Source organism: Pseudomonas sp. Irchel 3H7 (assembly GCF_900187605.1).
Classification (GTDB): domain Bacteria; phylum Pseudomonadota; class Gammaproteobacteria; order Pseudomonadales; family Pseudomonadaceae; genus Aquipseudomonas.
The window spans coordinates 219025-233695 of record NZ_FYEA01000013.1; the positions used below are offsets into that span (position 1 = coordinate 219025).

Annotated in this window: 15 protein-coding genes; 10 read left to right on the forward strand and 5 right to left on the reverse strand. The window is 59.9% G+C overall.

All coding sequences use genetic code 11. The features are described from left to right. On the forward strand, positions 1–945 hold the full coding sequence (gene ispH / locus CKW38_RS24365) for a 4-hydroxy-3-methylbut-2-enyl diphosphate reductase (RefSeq protein WP_007909838.1): 945 nt from the start codon (positions 1–3) through the stop codon (positions 943–945). Here the strand turns inward: ispH and CKW38_RS24370 are convergent. Further along, on the reverse strand, positions 917–1471 hold the full coding sequence (locus tag CKW38_RS24370) for a GspH/FimT family pseudopilin (RefSeq protein WP_095114073.1): 555 nt from the start codon (positions 1469–1471) through the stop codon (positions 917–919). The two genes, ispH and CKW38_RS24370, sit on opposite strands and share 29 nt — an antisense overlap. Positions 1472–1601: 130 nt before the next feature. On the opposite strand from CKW38_RS24370, the gene CKW38_RS24375 reads away from it, so the two are divergent. From CKW38_RS24375 to thiO, 7 genes are read left to right on the forward strand one after another with little or no spacing between them, the layout of a single operon-like run. Continuing rightward, positions 1602–2075: a GspH/FimT family pseudopilin gene (locus CKW38_RS24375; RefSeq protein WP_095114074.1), complete on the forward strand. Its 474-nt coding sequence runs from the start codon at positions 1602–1604 to the stop codon at positions 2073–2075. Continuing rightward, positions 2072–2521, forward strand: a complete 450-nt coding sequence (pilV, locus tag CKW38_RS24380; RefSeq protein ID WP_007909841.1) for a type IV pilus modification protein PilV — start codon at positions 2072–2074, stop codon at positions 2519–2521. The genes CKW38_RS24375 and pilV overlap by 4 nt, the downstream gene beginning before the upstream one ends. Next, on the forward strand, positions 2518–3231 hold the full coding sequence (locus tag CKW38_RS24385; protein ID WP_095114075.1) for a PilW family protein: 714 nt from the start codon (positions 2518–2520) through the stop codon (positions 3229–3231). Before pilV ends, CKW38_RS24385 begins: the two co-directional genes overlap by 4 nt. An 11-nt stretch (positions 3232–3242) precedes the next feature. Next, positions 3243–3722 (forward strand): PilX N-terminal domain-containing pilus assembly protein, encoded by a 480-nt coding sequence (locus CKW38_RS24390; RefSeq protein ID WP_007909844.1) that lies wholly within the window; start codon positions 3243–3245, stop codon positions 3720–3722. Next, a complete protein-coding gene (locus CKW38_RS24395; RefSeq protein ID WP_095114076.1) occupies positions 3709–6792 on the forward strand; it encodes a pilus assembly protein in 3084 nt (1027 codons plus the stop codon). The genes CKW38_RS24390 and CKW38_RS24395 overlap by 14 nt, the downstream gene beginning before the upstream one ends. A 15-nt stretch (positions 6793–6807) precedes the next feature. Beyond that, positions 6808–7209 (forward strand): type IV pilin protein, encoded by a 402-nt coding sequence (locus CKW38_RS24400; protein ID WP_007909846.1) that lies wholly within the window; start codon positions 6808–6810, stop codon positions 7207–7209. A 57-nt stretch (positions 7210–7266) separates the two neighbouring features. After that, positions 7267–8367: a glycine oxidase ThiO gene (gene thiO, locus CKW38_RS24405; RefSeq protein WP_007909847.1), complete on the forward strand. Its 1101-nt coding sequence runs from the start codon at positions 7267–7269 to the stop codon at positions 8365–8367. A 115-nt stretch (positions 8368–8482) separates the two neighbouring features. On the opposite strand, the gene CKW38_RS24410 is transcribed toward thiO, so the two are convergent. From CKW38_RS24410 to CKW38_RS24425, 4 genes are all read right to left on the reverse strand, one after another. After that, positions 8483–9829 (reverse strand): sigma-54 dependent transcriptional regulator, encoded by a 1347-nt coding sequence (locus tag CKW38_RS24410; protein ID WP_095114077.1) that lies wholly within the window; start codon positions 9827–9829, stop codon positions 8483–8485. Next, positions 9826–11415 (reverse strand): PAS domain-containing sensor histidine kinase, encoded by a 1590-nt coding sequence (locus CKW38_RS24415; protein ID WP_095114078.1) that lies wholly within the window; start codon positions 11413–11415, stop codon positions 9826–9828. The genes CKW38_RS24410 and CKW38_RS24415 overlap by 4 nt, the downstream gene beginning before the upstream one ends. After that, complete coding sequence (locus tag CKW38_RS24420) at positions 11405–11647, reverse strand: PP0621 family protein (RefSeq protein WP_007909852.1); 243 nt, start codon at positions 11645–11647, stop codon at positions 11405–11407. The genes CKW38_RS24415 and CKW38_RS24420 overlap by 11 nt, the downstream gene beginning before the upstream one ends. 126 nt (positions 11648–11773) lie before the next feature. Next, entirely contained in the window at positions 11774–12790 is a 1017-nt protein-coding gene (locus tag CKW38_RS24425; RefSeq protein ID WP_007909854.1) for an outer membrane protein assembly factor BamD, read from the reverse strand. Positions 12791–12941: 151 nt separating this feature from the next. Between CKW38_RS24425 and rluD the strand changes: the two genes are divergently transcribed. Both rluD and pgeF read left to right on the forward strand, forming a co-directional pair. Continuing rightward, positions 12942–13904, forward strand: a complete 963-nt coding sequence (gene rluD / locus CKW38_RS24430; RefSeq protein WP_007909858.1) for a 23S rRNA pseudouridine(1911/1915/1917) synthase RluD — start codon at positions 12942–12944, stop codon at positions 13902–13904. Beyond that, complete coding sequence (pgeF, locus tag CKW38_RS24435; RefSeq protein WP_095114079.1) at positions 13901–14623, forward strand: peptidoglycan editing factor PgeF; 723 nt, start codon at positions 13901–13903, stop codon at positions 14621–14623. Before rluD ends, pgeF begins: the two co-directional genes overlap by 4 nt. The last annotated feature ends 48 nt before the right edge of the window (positions 14624–14671 follow it).

Below are 14671 nucleotides of genomic sequence, written 5' to 3' on the forward strand. Positions count from 1 at the left end.
ATGCAAATCAAACTCGCCAACCCCCGTGGCTTCTGCGCCGGCGTGGACCGGGCGATCGAAATCGTCAACCGCGCCCTGGAAGTCTTCGGGCCGCCGATCTACGTGCGTCACGAAGTGGTGCACAACAAGTTTGTCGTTGAAGACCTGCGTAGTCGCGGGGCGATCTTCGTCGAGGAGCTGGATCAGGTGCCGGACGATGTCATCGTGATTTTCAGTGCTCACGGTGTTTCCCAAGCTGTGCGCACCGAAGCCGCCGGCCGTGGCCTGAAAGTATTCGACGCCACTTGCCCGCTGGTGACCAAGGTGCACATCGAAGTGGCGAAATACAGCCGCGACGGTCGTGAGTGCATCCTGATCGGTCACGCCGGTCACCCGGAAGTCGAAGGCACCATGGGCCAGTACGACGGCAGCAATGGCGGCGCGATCTACCTCGTTGAAGACGAGAAAGACGTCGCCGAATTGCAGGTACACAACCCGGACAAACTGGCTTTCGTCACCCAGACCACGCTGTCGATGGACGATACCAGTCGTGTCATCGATGCGCTGCGCACGCGCTTCCCGGCTATCGGCGGCCCGCGCAAGGACGATATCTGCTACGCCACGCAAAACCGTCAGGACGCGGTCAAGCAATTGGCTGACGAGTGCGACGTGGTGTTGGTGGTCGGCAGCCCGAACAGTTCCAACTCCAATCGTCTGCGTGAACTCGCCGAGCGCATGGCCACACCGGCCTACCTGATCGACGGTGCCGAAGACCTGCAAAAGAGCTGGTTCGATGGCGTTGAGCGTATCGGCATTACCGCCGGTGCTTCCGCGCCGGAGGTACTGGTGCGCGGCGTGATTCAGCAATTGCAGGCCTGGGGCGCTACCGGTGCCGATGAACTGGCCGGGCGTGAAGAGAACATTACGTTCTCGATGCCTAAAGAGCTGCGCGTGCGTTCGATCTGACGTTTTCGGTTTTTTGACACAGCGCCTGCTCAGTCTCTTGACTGTTCAGGCGCACGCGACCGGTCGCCGCCAGTACTATCTGGCGCTGACTGACCGGCTCGCGAGCCGAGCAGACATGTAATGTCCCAGCCTGAAACGCCCGCCCGGGCATCAGTGGTTGCCCCAGACTGCTGAAACGTACGTAACGACTCACCGACCAATTGCCGACAATCGGCACCTGCGTGTCACTCGCACGCTCTTGCAGCAGCGGATTGCTGCTGTCCTTCGGCCCTTTGCCGCTGATATCCAGAATGATCCGCCAGCCCTGACTCCAGTCGCCGTTGATGCCATGAATCACCACGCTCTGATTGCGCGTGATGGCCAGTGTGCGAGCGTTACGCAGGCCATCGAGCAGCGATTGCGCCGCTTGATCCCGATGGCTCGATTCTCTGAGCGTGGCGAACGCCGGACTGACCAGCAGCAGAACAATTGCGCCAATCGCCAGTCCCATAAGCAGTTCTATCAGGCTGAAACCCTGTTGCGGCATGAAAACACCCTCCGTGGAATGTGATGAACGGCGCGCTCCGTGCGCCGGGCAGGGCAAATCAACCGACGCGGGCCGGTTGAATGTTCTAGCGTGTAGAAGCAGGTATAGCCGACGGCAACGGAGGGCATCGATGGATCTTCGTACAAAAGGTTTCACGCTGATCGAGTTGTTGGTTGCGATCGCGATCTTTGTGATCCTGATTACCCTGGCGGTGCCGGCGTTCACCCGTTCGGTACAGGGCAGCAGGGCTGATACCGAGATGGGCGATCTGCAACGGGCGATCAATTTCGCCAGGCTCGAAGCCATAAATCGAGGTACTACCTTGCGCCTGCGCCCGACTGCCGGCGGCAGCGTCTGGACCGGTGAACTGGCGGTTTATGACAGTACTGGCACTCCGGCCAATGTGTTGCGGGTTGTTCCCGCGATGAGCAGTGGTGCGACTCTGACGCTACCCTCAGGAGTGACCGCACTGGATTTCAACAACCTTGGCGGTCTGGCGGCGCCGTCGACGGCGGTGGTCATCAGTTACACGTTGGGAACGCAAAGCAGGACGCTGAGCGTGTGTTTGAACGGACGAATTCAATTGGGTGGAAGTTGCGGATGAGGGCAGGGAGCAAAAATGCACAGCACGGCATGACGCTGATCGAGGTGCTGGTCGCGTTGCTGATTCTGACGGTCGGGCTGCTGGGCGCGGCAGCGGTGCAACTGAATGCGCTGAAGTACACCGATAGCTCACGGATGACCAGTCAGGCCAGTTTCATTGCCTACGACATGATGGACCGCATCCGCGCCAACTCCGGCGCCGACTACACCGCCACGCCGCCGACCTCGGGCAATCTGAGCGTTGCCCGCGATCAGGACCTCTACGATTTCACTACCAACATCACCAACTTCGGTGGGCCGACCGCGACTGGCAGCATCACCCTCAATCAGCGCGTCTACACCATCACCATCAACTGGAGCGATGCGCGAGCCGCCAACACCGCCAGCGCCCAGCGCAGCTTTGTCCTGACCAGCCGCGCTGCGGTTGATCCGGTGGCCACGCCATGAAGCAGCAAAACCGTGGATTCGGTCTGATCGAATTACTTATTGCTTTGGCACTGGGGCTCATCGTGGTGCTGGGCGTGGTGCAGATTTTCATCGCGGCGAAAAATACTTATGTCAGCCAGAACACTGCCGCGGCGATGCAGGAAGACGCACGGTTTGTGTTGAGCAAGATGATTCAGGAAATTCGCATGGTCGGGATGTTCGGCTGTCTTGGCACCATTACCGATTCGAGCAGTGCGGGCGACTTCAACGCTGCGCAGGTCACGCCGATCAACTGGGACAATGCCAACCTCAAACTGACGCTGGTCACTGCCGATATCGGCAGCGGCGGGGGCACGCCAACCTGGACCGTGGTCTCCGATTGCCGCAACAGCGCAACGGCCTATACCGGCTTGCGCTCCCCGGCGAGCGGGCAGATCGCGTTCCCGATCCGGCGTCTGATCTACAGCTTCAGCAACAATCAGATTCTCATGGGCACCGGCAGCGGCAATCCTGCGCAGCAGGTGCTGGTGAACAACGTCAGTGCGTTCACCGTGATGTTCGGTCTGGCCAGTTCGGCAACGGATGTGGCCGCTTCGACTTACAGCGCCAATCCCAGTGATCCGGCGCGCATCCGCAGTGTGCGCCTGAGCCTGACCCTCACCGACCCGAACAACCGGGTGCGCAATCAAACCTTCAACGTGGTTGCCGCTTTGCGCAACCGCTTGCAGTGAGGGGCGCGGCGATGAGGATGACTCTCCACACCCGTCAGGCGCAGCACGGCATGGTCTTGCTGGTCAGTCTGGTATTCCTGTTGTTACTGACCCTGATTGGTCTGTCGTCGATGCAGAGCGCCAACCTGCAGGAAAAAATGGCCGGCAGCGTGAGCCTGCGCAATCAGTCGTTCCAGACTGCCGAGGCGGCGTTGCGCATTGGCGAAAGTGCGGTGCAACTGGACAGTTATTCGCTGGCTGTATGCAGCGGTACCACGCAATGCGCGCCGCCGGCGGAGTCGTCGGTGGTCAGCGCGGCGGGACTCAATTCGACTTCCGGGGTGACCTGGATTGCGGCCGGCAATGGATTCTATGGAGTACAGAACATCGGTACGACTCTGACGGCCGTGAACGTACCGAGCAACACCTCGGCGACGTTGTATCGGGTTACAGCGGTCGGCATCGCCGGCACTTCGCGTAGCGTGGTGGAGAGTGTTTATGCGAAGTATTGAGCGCTGCATATCACTATGGATCGGCATGCTGCTGAGCTGTTATCTGGCCGCGCCGGCGTATGCGTTCACGCCTTCCGATTCGCCGCTGTTGAGTGCGGCAGCGGTACCACCCAACGTCATGCTGCTGATCGACGATTCGGGGAGTATGAACAGCATCATCTATGCGACCGGTTTTGACCCCACCGACAATTTCACCCCGGCCCGGCAATGCAACGCCTTACTTGGCCTGTGCCTGAGTTCGACAGCGATTACCGGCGATACGATCTTTCTGTCCAGCCTGCCGACATCAGGTTGCTCCGGCGGCGCCTATGCGTTCTATAACAACAGTCTGGCGCCGTTGTGCCTGAAGCTGCCGGATCCGGTCGGCAGCGGCAATACGCGTTACTCAGGGGATTACATTTCCTACGTATTCGGCCTGGCCATCAACAACGGCACACGCGATTTCACCACCGGGGCGATTCCCAACGACTACCGCATCAACGTCGCGCGCAACGTCTCCACGGCATTGGTCAGCAGCAACCGCACGTTGCGTATGGGTCTGTCGACATTCAATCCGGCCACCAGCAACAATTCCGGCAATGGCGGTTTCATTGCTCGTGCGATCAGCGATTTGTCGCCGGTGTCCGGCAGCGTGACTCAAGCCCAGGCCGACTCCAATTACAACGCACTGATCTCTTCCATCAACGGTTTGAGCGCCGTGGCCAACACGCCGTTGGCGGAAACCTATTACGAAATCACTCGTTACATGCGTGGCATGGCGCCGTACTACAACAGCACACCGACCACCTACACCAGCCCGATTCAGTACCGCTGCCAGAAAAACTATGGTGTGGTGATCACCGACGGCTTGCCGACCTTCGACCGTACTTTCCCCACCAATGACCCACTGGGCGGCAGCCGTTTGCCGAACTGGGATGGCGTCAACAATGACGGCAACAACCTTAACGGTGATGGTGAAGGGGATACGCTGTATCTGGATGACATCGCCAAGTTTGCCTTTGACATCGATATGCGTTCGACCGGCACCGACGCAGCGGGTAAGAGCTGGAATGCGGTGGATTTTCCCAAACAGAACATGAACACCTACACCGTGGGTTTCACCGCCGATAATGACATGCTGTCGGACGCCGCCAGTTATGGACAGGGCAGGTATTACCAGGCGACCGACAGTACCGGGCTCAACGCCGCCTTATCCTCGGCGCTGAGCGACATCACGTCCAAGGCCGGCTCCGGCGGCGCGGGAGTCACCAGCGGAACCACACTGACGTCCAGCAGCAGCTTTTATCAAACCACTTATGACCCCAAGGACTGGCGCGGCACGATCAAGTCGTTTGGGTTCACCTCGACCGGGACGGTCAATACCTCGGCGGCGCAGTGGACGACCGACACCACCATCGTGCCAGCCGCCACCGCCGCGACCTTTCAGTCATGGAATACCCTGAGCAACGCAGCGGTAACCCTGGCTTACGGCAACTTTTCCCCGGCCCAGCAGACCACGCTGAGTCAGGGATTGCCCACCGGTATCAGTGGCATTGATCTGGTGGAATGGAGCAAGGGCACGAACAAGGCCGGGCTGAAAGTGCGCAGCGTGCTGCTCGGCGACATCATCAATTCGCCGCTGGTGCTGGCTTCGCCATCAGACAAAACCGCCTCCGATCTTTCCGGTGACACCAGCTACAGCACTTACCTGGCCACCAAGGCTGCGAATATGAACACCAGCCTGGTCGTCAACGCCAACGATGGTTTCGTCAACGTGATCAATTCGGCGAACGGTACTCGCCGTTACGCCTACATGCCGTCCAGTGTGCTGCCGTCATTGCGCCTGATCGCCGATACCAACTACGTCAACGGTGTGAGCCACAAGTTTTTGGTAGACGGTCAGGTTGGGGTGTTCGACGCGCAGTCCGGCACCGCGTGGAAAACCCTGGCCATTGGCGGCACCGGTGCCGGGGGTAAAACCTTCTACGGGCTGCAACTGTTTGATGCGTCTGCGGGCAATGTGATCAAGGCCTTGTGGGAGGTCAGTGCGCCGGCCACCGCCAGTGCTGCGAACGCATTCAATGATCTGGGTTATGCCTACGCCCGTCCGGAAGTGGCACGCTTGGCCAATGGTCGCTGGGCGACATTCATTGCCAATGGCTACGGCAGTAATTCGGGCGTGGCGGCCCTGTATGTACTGGATGCGCTGGACGGTTCGCTGATCAGGAAAATCGTTATCGACAGCACGGAAACCACCAACGGTTTGTCGTCGGTGAAACTCAAGGTCAACTCTTCGAATGTGGTGCAGGCCGCTTACGGTGGCGACTTGAAGGGGCGGTTATGGAAGTTCGACCTGAGTGCCACGTCCTCCGATAGTTGGGGCGTGGCGTTTTCCGGCAAGCCACTGTTCACCACGGCGGGCGGGGCGACTCAACCGATCACCGCGCAGCCGTTACTGGCGGATAACGCGCTGGGCGGCAAACAGGTCTTCGTCGGTACCGGCAAGTTCAATGAAACGGCCGATAAGACCAACAAGGATTTGCAGGCGTTCTATTCCGTGTGGGACGCCGATGGTGGTTCTGGACAGTTGACCGTCAGCAGTTTGCAGCCGCAGGCGATCACCGGATCATTCTCCGGCAGCTCTGGACAGTTTCTGACCACAACGCAGAATGACACGACGTATCCGGCGGAGAAGGGTTGGTATCTTCCGCTGGTGTACAACAACGTGCTGAACGGCGAGCGGGTGATCAATCAGGCGAGTATCGTGCTGGGCCGTGTTGTCTTTACCACGGCGAGTGTTGATACCACTGATCCCTGTGCGAGTTTTGGTACCGGCAAACTGGTCGAACTGGATGCGTTCAACGGTAAGATGCTCAATTACGCCGTGCTCGATACCAGCTCTGACGGTTTGGTCGACAGCAATGACTCGATCTCCAGCGGCGTGATATTCACCGGTGGCATTCCGACCCTGAACTTCGTCTCCAGCGATGGCAAGCGCAAGGGTACGACCGACACCAGTGGCACCATCACGATCATTGTAGAAAAGGGCGGTGGCGGCAGCCGTCGTATCATGTGGCGACAAATACAGTAAGCGAGAGTTTGAGGCATGCGCAGATCCAACCGAGGCTTCACCCTGATCGAAATCATGATCGTGATTGCGATCATCGGGATCGTCATCACCATCGCCGCACCGAGCTATACCGAATATGTGAAAAAGGGCCGTCGCGCCGAAGTGGTATCGCTGCTCTCGGAGCAGGCGCAGACCCTTGAACGTTTCTACACCAAGAGCAATGTCTACACCGGCGTTACCGGGCTCAGCACGGGCACTGATTTCTACACCATCACCCCGACCATCGCTGACCAGACCTTCCTGTTGACCGCCACCCGCAAGACGGGCACGGCCATGGCCACCGACAAATGCGGGGATTTCACCCTGACCAACACCGGTGTCAGAAGCATGAACAACGCGACTACCGGGCTGACCACCAAGGATTGCTGGGGCCGCTGAGGCGCTTTCTTTTGGGTGCCTTTTGCGCCCACTGTCTTTTTTACGGTTGGATCAAACATGACCAGGCAACAGCAAGTGGTGATTGTCGGTGGCGGGGTGATTGGCCTGCTGACCGCCTACAATCTCGCCTCCGAAGTACGCAGCGTGGTGCTGCTCGATCGCTCGAACCTCGGCCAGGAATCGTCCTGGGCGGGCGGCGGTATCGTTTCGCCGTTATATCCGTGGCGTTATAGCCCGGCGGTCACGGCACTGGCGCACTGGTCGCAGGATTTTTATCCACAGCTCGGCGAGCGTTTGTTCGCTGACACCGGGGTGGATCCTGAAGTACATACCACCGGCCTGTACTGGCTGGATCTGGACGATGAAGCCGAAGCGCTGGCCTGGGCCGAGCGGGAAAACCGGCCGCTGCGGGCTGTGGATATCTCGGCGGCGCATGATGCGGTGCCGGTGCTCGGTGGCGGTTTCTCCCGAGCGATCTACATGGCGGATGTCGCCAACGTGCGCAATCCGCGTCTGGTGAAATCACTGAAAGCGGCGTTGCAGGCACTGCCTAACGTGACGATTCACGAACAGTGCGAAGTCAGCGGGTTTGTCCGTGAGGGCGGGCAGGTTGTTGGCGTCGAGACGTCGAAGGGTGTGATCAACGGTGATCAGGTCGTACTGACCGCGGGGGCGTGGAGCGGTGATCTGCTCAAGACGCTGGATCTGACATTGCCGGTCGAACCAGTCAAAGGCCAGATGATTCTCTATAAATGTGCGGCAGATTTCCTGCCGAGCATGGTGCTGGCCAAAGGGCGTTATGCGATTCCGCGTCGTGACGGTCATATCCTGATCGGCAGCACGCTGGAGCACGAAGGTTACGACAAGACCCCAACCGACGTTGCGCTGGAAAGTCTCAAGGCTTCAGCGGTGGAATTGTTGCCGGCGCTGGCAGAGGCCGAAGTGGTAGGGCACTGGGCAGGGTTGCGTCCGGGGTCGCCGGAGGGCATTCCGTACATTGGCCGTGTGCCGGGGTTTGCCGGGTTGTGGCTGAACTGCGGACATTACCGCAATGGGCTGGTGCTGGCGCCAGCGTCGTGTCAGTTGTTTGCCGATGTGATGCTGGGAAGGGCGCCGATTATTGATCCGGCGCCGTATGCGCCTGAAGGCCGCATTTAGTCTGATATTTCTCTGTAGCCTGGCAGATCGCTTTCGCGAGCAGGCTCGCTCCCACAGTTGATCTTTGTCGGTCAAAAAATCCAATGTGAGAGCGAGCTTGCTCGCGAAGGGGCCCTCAGTCCAAACCGAGTTTTTTCAGCCTGTAACGCATCGACCTGAACGATAGACTCAAGCGCTGCGCCGCCGCCGTACGATTCCAGCGCGTCTCCTCCAGCGCTTGCAGAATCAGCTTCCGCTCGACGTTCTCCAGGTAATCCTCAAGATTGTCGATCTGCGTCAGATCGGCAATCCCGCCATCCGCCGCGCAGTTCCCCTCGCTCAAGCGCAAATCCTCTGCCTCGATCGTGCGGTTTTCACACAAGGTGTGCGCCCGTTCGAGCACGTTTTCCAGCTCCCGCACATTCCCCGGAAACCGGTAATTCTTCAGCGCTTCCAACGCCTGCGGATGCAAGCGTGCTGCCGGTTGGCCGGTGTCCTTGGCGAGGCGCTTGAGCATATTGGCTGCCAGCACTTCAATGTCATCACGGCGCTCACGCAGGGACGGCACGCGCAATTCAATCACGTTCAGGCGGTAATAAAGGTCCTGACGAAAGCGTTCGGCCGCGACCTCGGCATCGAGGTCCTTGTGCGTGGCACAGAGGATCCGCACATCGACCACGCTTTCCTGCTGACCGCCAACACTGCGCACAGCTTTTTCCTGAATCGCTCGCAGCAGTTTCACCTGCATCGACAACGGCAAGTCTGCCACTTCATCGAGGAACAACGTGCCGCCATGGGCCGCCTGAAACAGCCCCGGCTTGTCTTCGACCGCGCCGGTGAAACTGCCTTTGCGATGGCCGAAAAACTCGCTTTCCATCAGCTCCGAAGGTATTGCCCCACAGTTCACCGGCACGAACGGCTGGCTGGCGCGCGGCCCTTGTTCATGGATCAGCCGCGCGACCAGTTCCTTGCCACTGCCCGACTCGCCACTGATGTACACCGGCGCTTGGCTGCGAGCGAGTTTGTCGATTTGCTTGCGCAGACTGCGCATCGGCTGCGAATCGCCCAGCAAGCGCCGTTCTATCGTTGTAGAGCTGCCTCCTGCCGCCGGCATGCGCAGGGCCGTGCCGACCAGTTCGCGCAGGCGCGTGAGGTCGACCGGTTTGGTCAGGAAGTCGAAAGCACCTGCTTTCAAAGCGTTGATGGCCGTTTCCAGGCTGCCATAGGCGGTGATCATCGCCACCGGCAGTTGTGGATAACGTTGCTGGATGTGCTGCACCAGTTCCAGCCCCGTACCATCGGGCAGGCGCATGTCGGTCAGGCACAGATCGAAGTTCTCGCGGTTCAGCAGCGCCTGGGCTTCAGCCAGATTGCGTGCGCTGTAGGTGTCGAGCTTCATCCGTCCCAGAGTGATTTCCAGGAGTTCGCGGATGTCCGGTTCGTCGTCGACGATGAGGATTTTTTGCCGTGGGCTCGTATTCAACTTTGTTTCCGTCCGTGAGCAAAGGTGATGCGAAAGCAGCCGCCGCCTTGGCGTGATTGAAAGTCTAGGCGCGCTTGGTTGCTTTCGCACAGCTCACGGGACAGATAAAGCCCAAGGCCGGTGCCCTGGCTGCTGGTGGTGAAGAACGGTTCGAACAGATGCGCCTGTTCATCGGCAGGCACGCCGGGGCCGTTGTCCTGCACTTCAAGGACCGCCAACTGGCTGTCGGCGTCGATGAACAGGGCCAGCCAGACTTGCGCCTGATCGTGCAGCAGGGCGCTGTGGCGCCAGCCGTTGCGTAACAGGTTGTCGAGAATTTGCGTGAGCTGGTTGGGGTCCATCAGCGTGGTGAAATCCCCCGAATTGATTCGCAGGTGAATCTGCTGGCGCTCACTGGCTTGTTCGCGGCTTTCAACAACGAAGTTCTCCAGCCACGGCTTGAGATCCAGTCGTTGCGGGGCGCTCTGTTGGCGGCGGGACAGTTGCAGGACGTTTTCGATGACTCGGTTCATGCGCTGGGAGTGGTCTTGAATGATCTGCGTCAGACGCCGATCGGCGCTATCGAGTTCCTCGGATTCAGCCAATAGCTGTGCGGCGTGACTGATGGCACCCAGCGGGTTGCGGATCTCATGGGAGATGCCAGCGGTCAGTCGCCCCAACGCAGCGAGTTTCAGTTGCTGAGCTTGTTGGGCGATTTGCGCGAGGTCTTCGAGAAACACCAGGGTTTGCTGGTTTGGGCTTTGTTCGAGGGCGATGAAACTCGGTTGCAGCTCCAGGCCGTTGCCGGGGATTTTCAGGCTCTGTGGGCGCAGGGTCGGGTTGTTCATCCACAGTTGCAGGCGATCAACCAGCGCCATCGAATAGTCATCGATCAGATGTCCCTGAAGTTGCGATTGCGCGAGCAGGGTTTGCGCGCTGTGGTTGGCCAGTTGCACCCGACGCGCCTCGTCGAGCACCAGAATGCCGGTGCGCATGCGTTGCAGGATCAGCGCGTTGAGGGCTTCAAGCCCCACCACTTCGCTGGCGCGTTGCTCGGCCAGGGTTTCGCTGACCTCCAGGCGTCGGATCAAGCCTTGCACCAACAGCGAGGCGGCAAAGCACAGAGCGCCGAGGGTGCCGGCCTGCAAGTATTCATTGGCGCTCAGGGGATGGTTGAAGCCGAGCAGGAAACTCGAGCCGACGATGCCCAGCGCACCGATAGCGGCGATCAACAGGCCGATGCGTCGCCGTAGCAGGGTGTTGCTGATCGCCACCGAGACAATCAGCAAATTACCCAGCGCACTGCCGACGCCGCCCGCAGCAAAGAACAATGCGCATAAAAGCAGGATATCGACGAGGGCCAGGCTGAATAGCTGCGCCGGCCGTCGTGTGTTCTCCAGGAACACCACCAACAGAATATTGAGGATCAGGTACAGCCAACTGCCACCGCGCAGCAATTCGTCATTGGCCGACGTCAGCAGGCGGTTGTCCATGTTGCTGGAGATCAGCAGCACCAGGGTGATGCCGATGCTTAAGCGGTAGAGATGATAAAGGCGCAGCAGGCGCTGCGCCTGTTTGCTGTCGGCGTGGGTGGCCTCAGCGATCACTGGAGCCCGGGCCTTGCTCGAGGTGAGCCTGGCTGCAATACCACTGTTGTTGCACGCTCAGCGCACGGTCGCGCGGCAAATGTACGCCGCAATGGGCGCAGCGCACCATCGGTGGCGCGTCCTGTTCGCGATTTGGGCGATTGGATGGGTTGGACGCGGCAGGCGCCTTGAATTTACGCCACAACCATATCGCGGCAAAAATCACGACGATCCAGAACAATAAACGAAGCATGATGAGCGGCTTTTCGACTGATGATCCGGCAGTTTAGCCAAGGACCTGACGAGCGCACAGCGGATTAAAGCGCAGAAATGAAAAAGGGAGATCCGCAGATCTCCCTTTTCTGTACCGCCGGTGTGATCAGTCGAACACGCCGAAAGTCATGTAGCTGAACCACGAGCGGTCGGTGTTGCTCGACTCTGGTTCCGGCTCTTCGATCACGTCGCCGTTTTCGTCTTTAGGCTTGAGCTCGTTCGGGATCGCGTCTTTCGCGTCCTGGAACTGCTTCTGCACGTCTTGGTTGGCGCGGGTTTCGCCCGGCGGCAGCGGTGGACGCGACTCGATCAGACCCAACGTCGCCTTGCTCAGGAACGAACGGTTGTCGGCTTCGGCAACCCGTGGCACGAACTGGCCGTCTTGCAGGCTCGGGTGGTTCGGGTAGTTGAGCTTCAGGGTTTCCAGGCTGGTGGCCGCCAGTTCGTCCAGGTGCAGACGCTGGTAGGCTTCAGTCATCACTGCCAGGCCGTCGCCGACCGATGGGGTTTCCTGGAAGTTTTCCACTACGTAACGGCCACGGTTGGCAGCGGCTACATACGCCTGACGGGTCAGGTAGTAGTCGGCCACGTGGATTTCGTAAGCGGCCAGCAGGTTGCGCAGGTAGATCATGCGCTGCTTGGCGTCCGGCGCGTAGCGGCTGTTCGGATAACGGCTGGTCAGCTGTGCGAACTCGTTGTACGAGTCGCGGGCGGCGCCCGGGTCACGCTTGGTCATGTCCAGCGGCAGGAAGCGCGCCAGCAGGCCGACGTCCTGGTCGAAAGAGGTCAGACCTTTCAGATAGTAGGCGTAATCCACGTTCGGGTGCTGCGGATGCAAACGAATGAAACGCTCGGCGGCGGACTTTGCAGCTTCCGGCTCGGCGTTCTTGTAGTTGGCGTAGATCAGCTCCAGCTGTGCCTGATCGGCGTAGCGACCGAACGGATAACGCGACTCCAGAGCCTTCAGCTTGGCTGTGGCGCTGGTGTAGCTGTTGTTGTCCAGGTCAGTCTGAGCCTGCTGATACAGCTCGGCTTCGCTGAGGTTTTCGTCTACGACTTCCTTCGATGAGCAAGCAGCGGTCAATGCGAGGATGGCGATCAGCAGCAGGTGTTTCACTTGCATGGCGGCTTGCGTCCCTATGACGGCCGCTGTCTTGGGCGGGGCCGTCCTGTTATGATGAGCGCCCCGTTGAAAAGCCTCGGGGCAAAAGACGCCGTATTTAACCACAAGCGCGCAGCCGAAACCAAAAGCTGTGCCGACGCACAGTCAGAGCATGTCCGATAAAATTGAACTTCGCGCAGAGGTGCCGTCCGAATTGGGCGGCCAACGCCTCGATCAAGTCGCTGCCCAACTCTTCGCTGAGCACTCACGCTCGCGCCTTTCCGCCTGGATCAAAGAAGGTCGCCTGACTGTGGACGGGGCGGTCATCCGCCCTCGCGACATCGTGCACGGCGGTGCCATCCTTGAGCTGACTGCCGAGCAGGAAGCCCAGGGTGAATGGATCGCCCAGGACATCGAGCTCGACATCGTCTATGAAGACGACGACATTCTGGTGATCAACAAGCCTGCGGGCCTGGTGGTACACCCGGCTGCCGGTCACGCCGATGGCACCTTGCTCAACGCCTTGCTGCACCACGTGCCGGACATCATCAATGTCCCGCGTGCCGGCATCGTGCATCGTCTGGACAAGGACACCACCGGTCTGATGGTGGTGGCCAAGACCATTCAGGCGCAGACCAAGCTTGTTACTCAACTGCAGAGTCGCAGCGTCAGCCGCATCTATGAGTGCATCGTGATTGGTGTCGTGACCGCCGGGGGCAAGATCAACGCCCCGATCGGTCGTCACGGCCAGCAGCGCCAGCGCATGGCGGTGATGGAAGGTGGCAAGCCTGCCGTCAGCCACTACCGCGTGCTGGAGCGCTTCCGTTCCCACACCCACGTACGGGTTAAACTGGAAACCGGTCGTACTCACCAGATTCGCGTACACATGTCGCACATCAACTTCCCGTTGGTCGGCGATCCGGCGTATGGCGGCCGTTTCCGCATTCCGCCAGCCGCGAACCCGACGATGGTCGAATCCCTCAAGCATTTCCCGCGTCAGGCCCTGCATGCGCGCTTCCTTGAACTCGATCATCCGACGACCGGTGTGCGCATGAGCTGGGAATCGCCGCTGCCAGAAGATTTCGTCTGGCTGCTGACCCTGCTCAAGCAGGATCGCGAGGCCTTCGTCGGATGAACTGGCTGACGCCGGACTGGCCTGCGCCGGCCAGCGTCAAAGCCTGCGTCACCACCCGCGAGGGCGGTGTCAGCGAGGCGCCGTTCGACAGCCTCAATCTCGGCGATCATGTCGATGATCGTCCTGAGGCTGTTGCCGAGAACCGACGGCGCCTGACCGATCACTTCTCTATACAGCCTGCCTGGTTGCAGCAAGTGCACGGGATTGCCGTGGCGCATGCTGATCCGGGCATTGTTGCGACTGCCGATGCCAGCTGGACGGCAACGCCGGGCATTGCCTGCGCGGCGATGACGGCAGACTGTCTGCCAGCATTATTCTGCGATCGTGCCGGTACTCGCGTCGCAGCGGCTCACGCCGGTTGGCGTGGTCTGGCGGCGGGCGTGCTGGAAGCGACCCTCGACAGCCTCAATGTTCCGGCTGAAGACGTTTTGGTCTGGCTCGGCCCGGCGATTGGCCCGAAGGCCTTTGAAGTCGGCCCGGAAGTGCGGGAAGTCTTTATTGATCAATTGCCCGCAGCGGCAGATGCCTTCGTGCCGAGCCACAATGCCGGCAAGCTCATGGCTGACATCTACTTGCTGGCGCGCCTGCGCCTGGCGGCTCGTGGTGTCACAGCGGTTTACGGCGGTGGCTTCTGCACCGTGACCGATCCACGCTTCTTCTCCTATCGCCGTGCTTCACGCACCGGTCGCTTCGCCTCCTTGGTTTGGCTCACCCGCTAGACTGTCTGATCTGCATCAACTGCCTGACGCTTGAATCTTGCAGAATCG

Coding starts and splice junctions, on each gene's coding strand:
- CKW38_RS24395 (WP_095114076.1), top strand. CDS start 3,709: ATGCGAAGTATTGAGCGCTGCATATCACTATGGATCGGCATGCTGCTG.
- CKW38_RS24370 (WP_095114073.1), bottom strand. CDS start 1,471: ATGCCGCAACAGGGTTTCAGCCTGATAGAACTGCTTATGGGACTGGCG.
- ispH (WP_007909838.1), top strand. CDS start 1: ATGCAAATCAAACTCGCCAACCCCCGTGGCTTCTGCGCCGGCGTGGAC.
- pgeF (WP_095114079.1), top strand. CDS start 13,901: ATGAACTGGCTGACGCCGGACTGGCCTGCGCCGGCCAGCGTCAAAGCC.
- pilV (WP_007909841.1), top strand. CDS start 2,072: ATGAGGGCAGGGAGCAAAAATGCACAGCACGGCATGACGCTGATCGAG.
- thiO (WP_007909847.1), top strand. CDS start 7,267: ATGACCAGGCAACAGCAAGTGGTGATTGTCGGTGGCGGGGTGATTGGC.
- CKW38_RS24400 (WP_007909846.1), top strand. CDS start 6,808: ATGCGCAGATCCAACCGAGGCTTCACCCTGATCGAAATCATGATCGTG.
- CKW38_RS24385 (WP_095114075.1), top strand. CDS start 2,518: ATGAAGCAGCAAAACCGTGGATTCGGTCTGATCGAATTACTTATTGCT.
- CKW38_RS24425 (WP_007909854.1), bottom strand. CDS start 12,790: ATGCAAGTGAAACACCTGCTGCTGATCGCCATCCTCGCATTGACCGCT.
- CKW38_RS24375 (WP_095114074.1), top strand. CDS start 1,602: ATGGATCTTCGTACAAAAGGTTTCACGCTGATCGAGTTGTTGGTTGCG.
- CKW38_RS24390 (WP_007909844.1), top strand. CDS start 3,243: ATGAGGATGACTCTCCACACCCGTCAGGCGCAGCACGGCATGGTCTTG.
- CKW38_RS24420 (WP_007909852.1), bottom strand. CDS start 11,647: ATGCTTCGTTTATTGTTCTGGATCGTCGTGATTTTTGCCGCGATATGG.
- rluD (WP_007909858.1), top strand. CDS start 12,942: ATGTCCGATAAAATTGAACTTCGCGCAGAGGTGCCGTCCGAATTGGGC.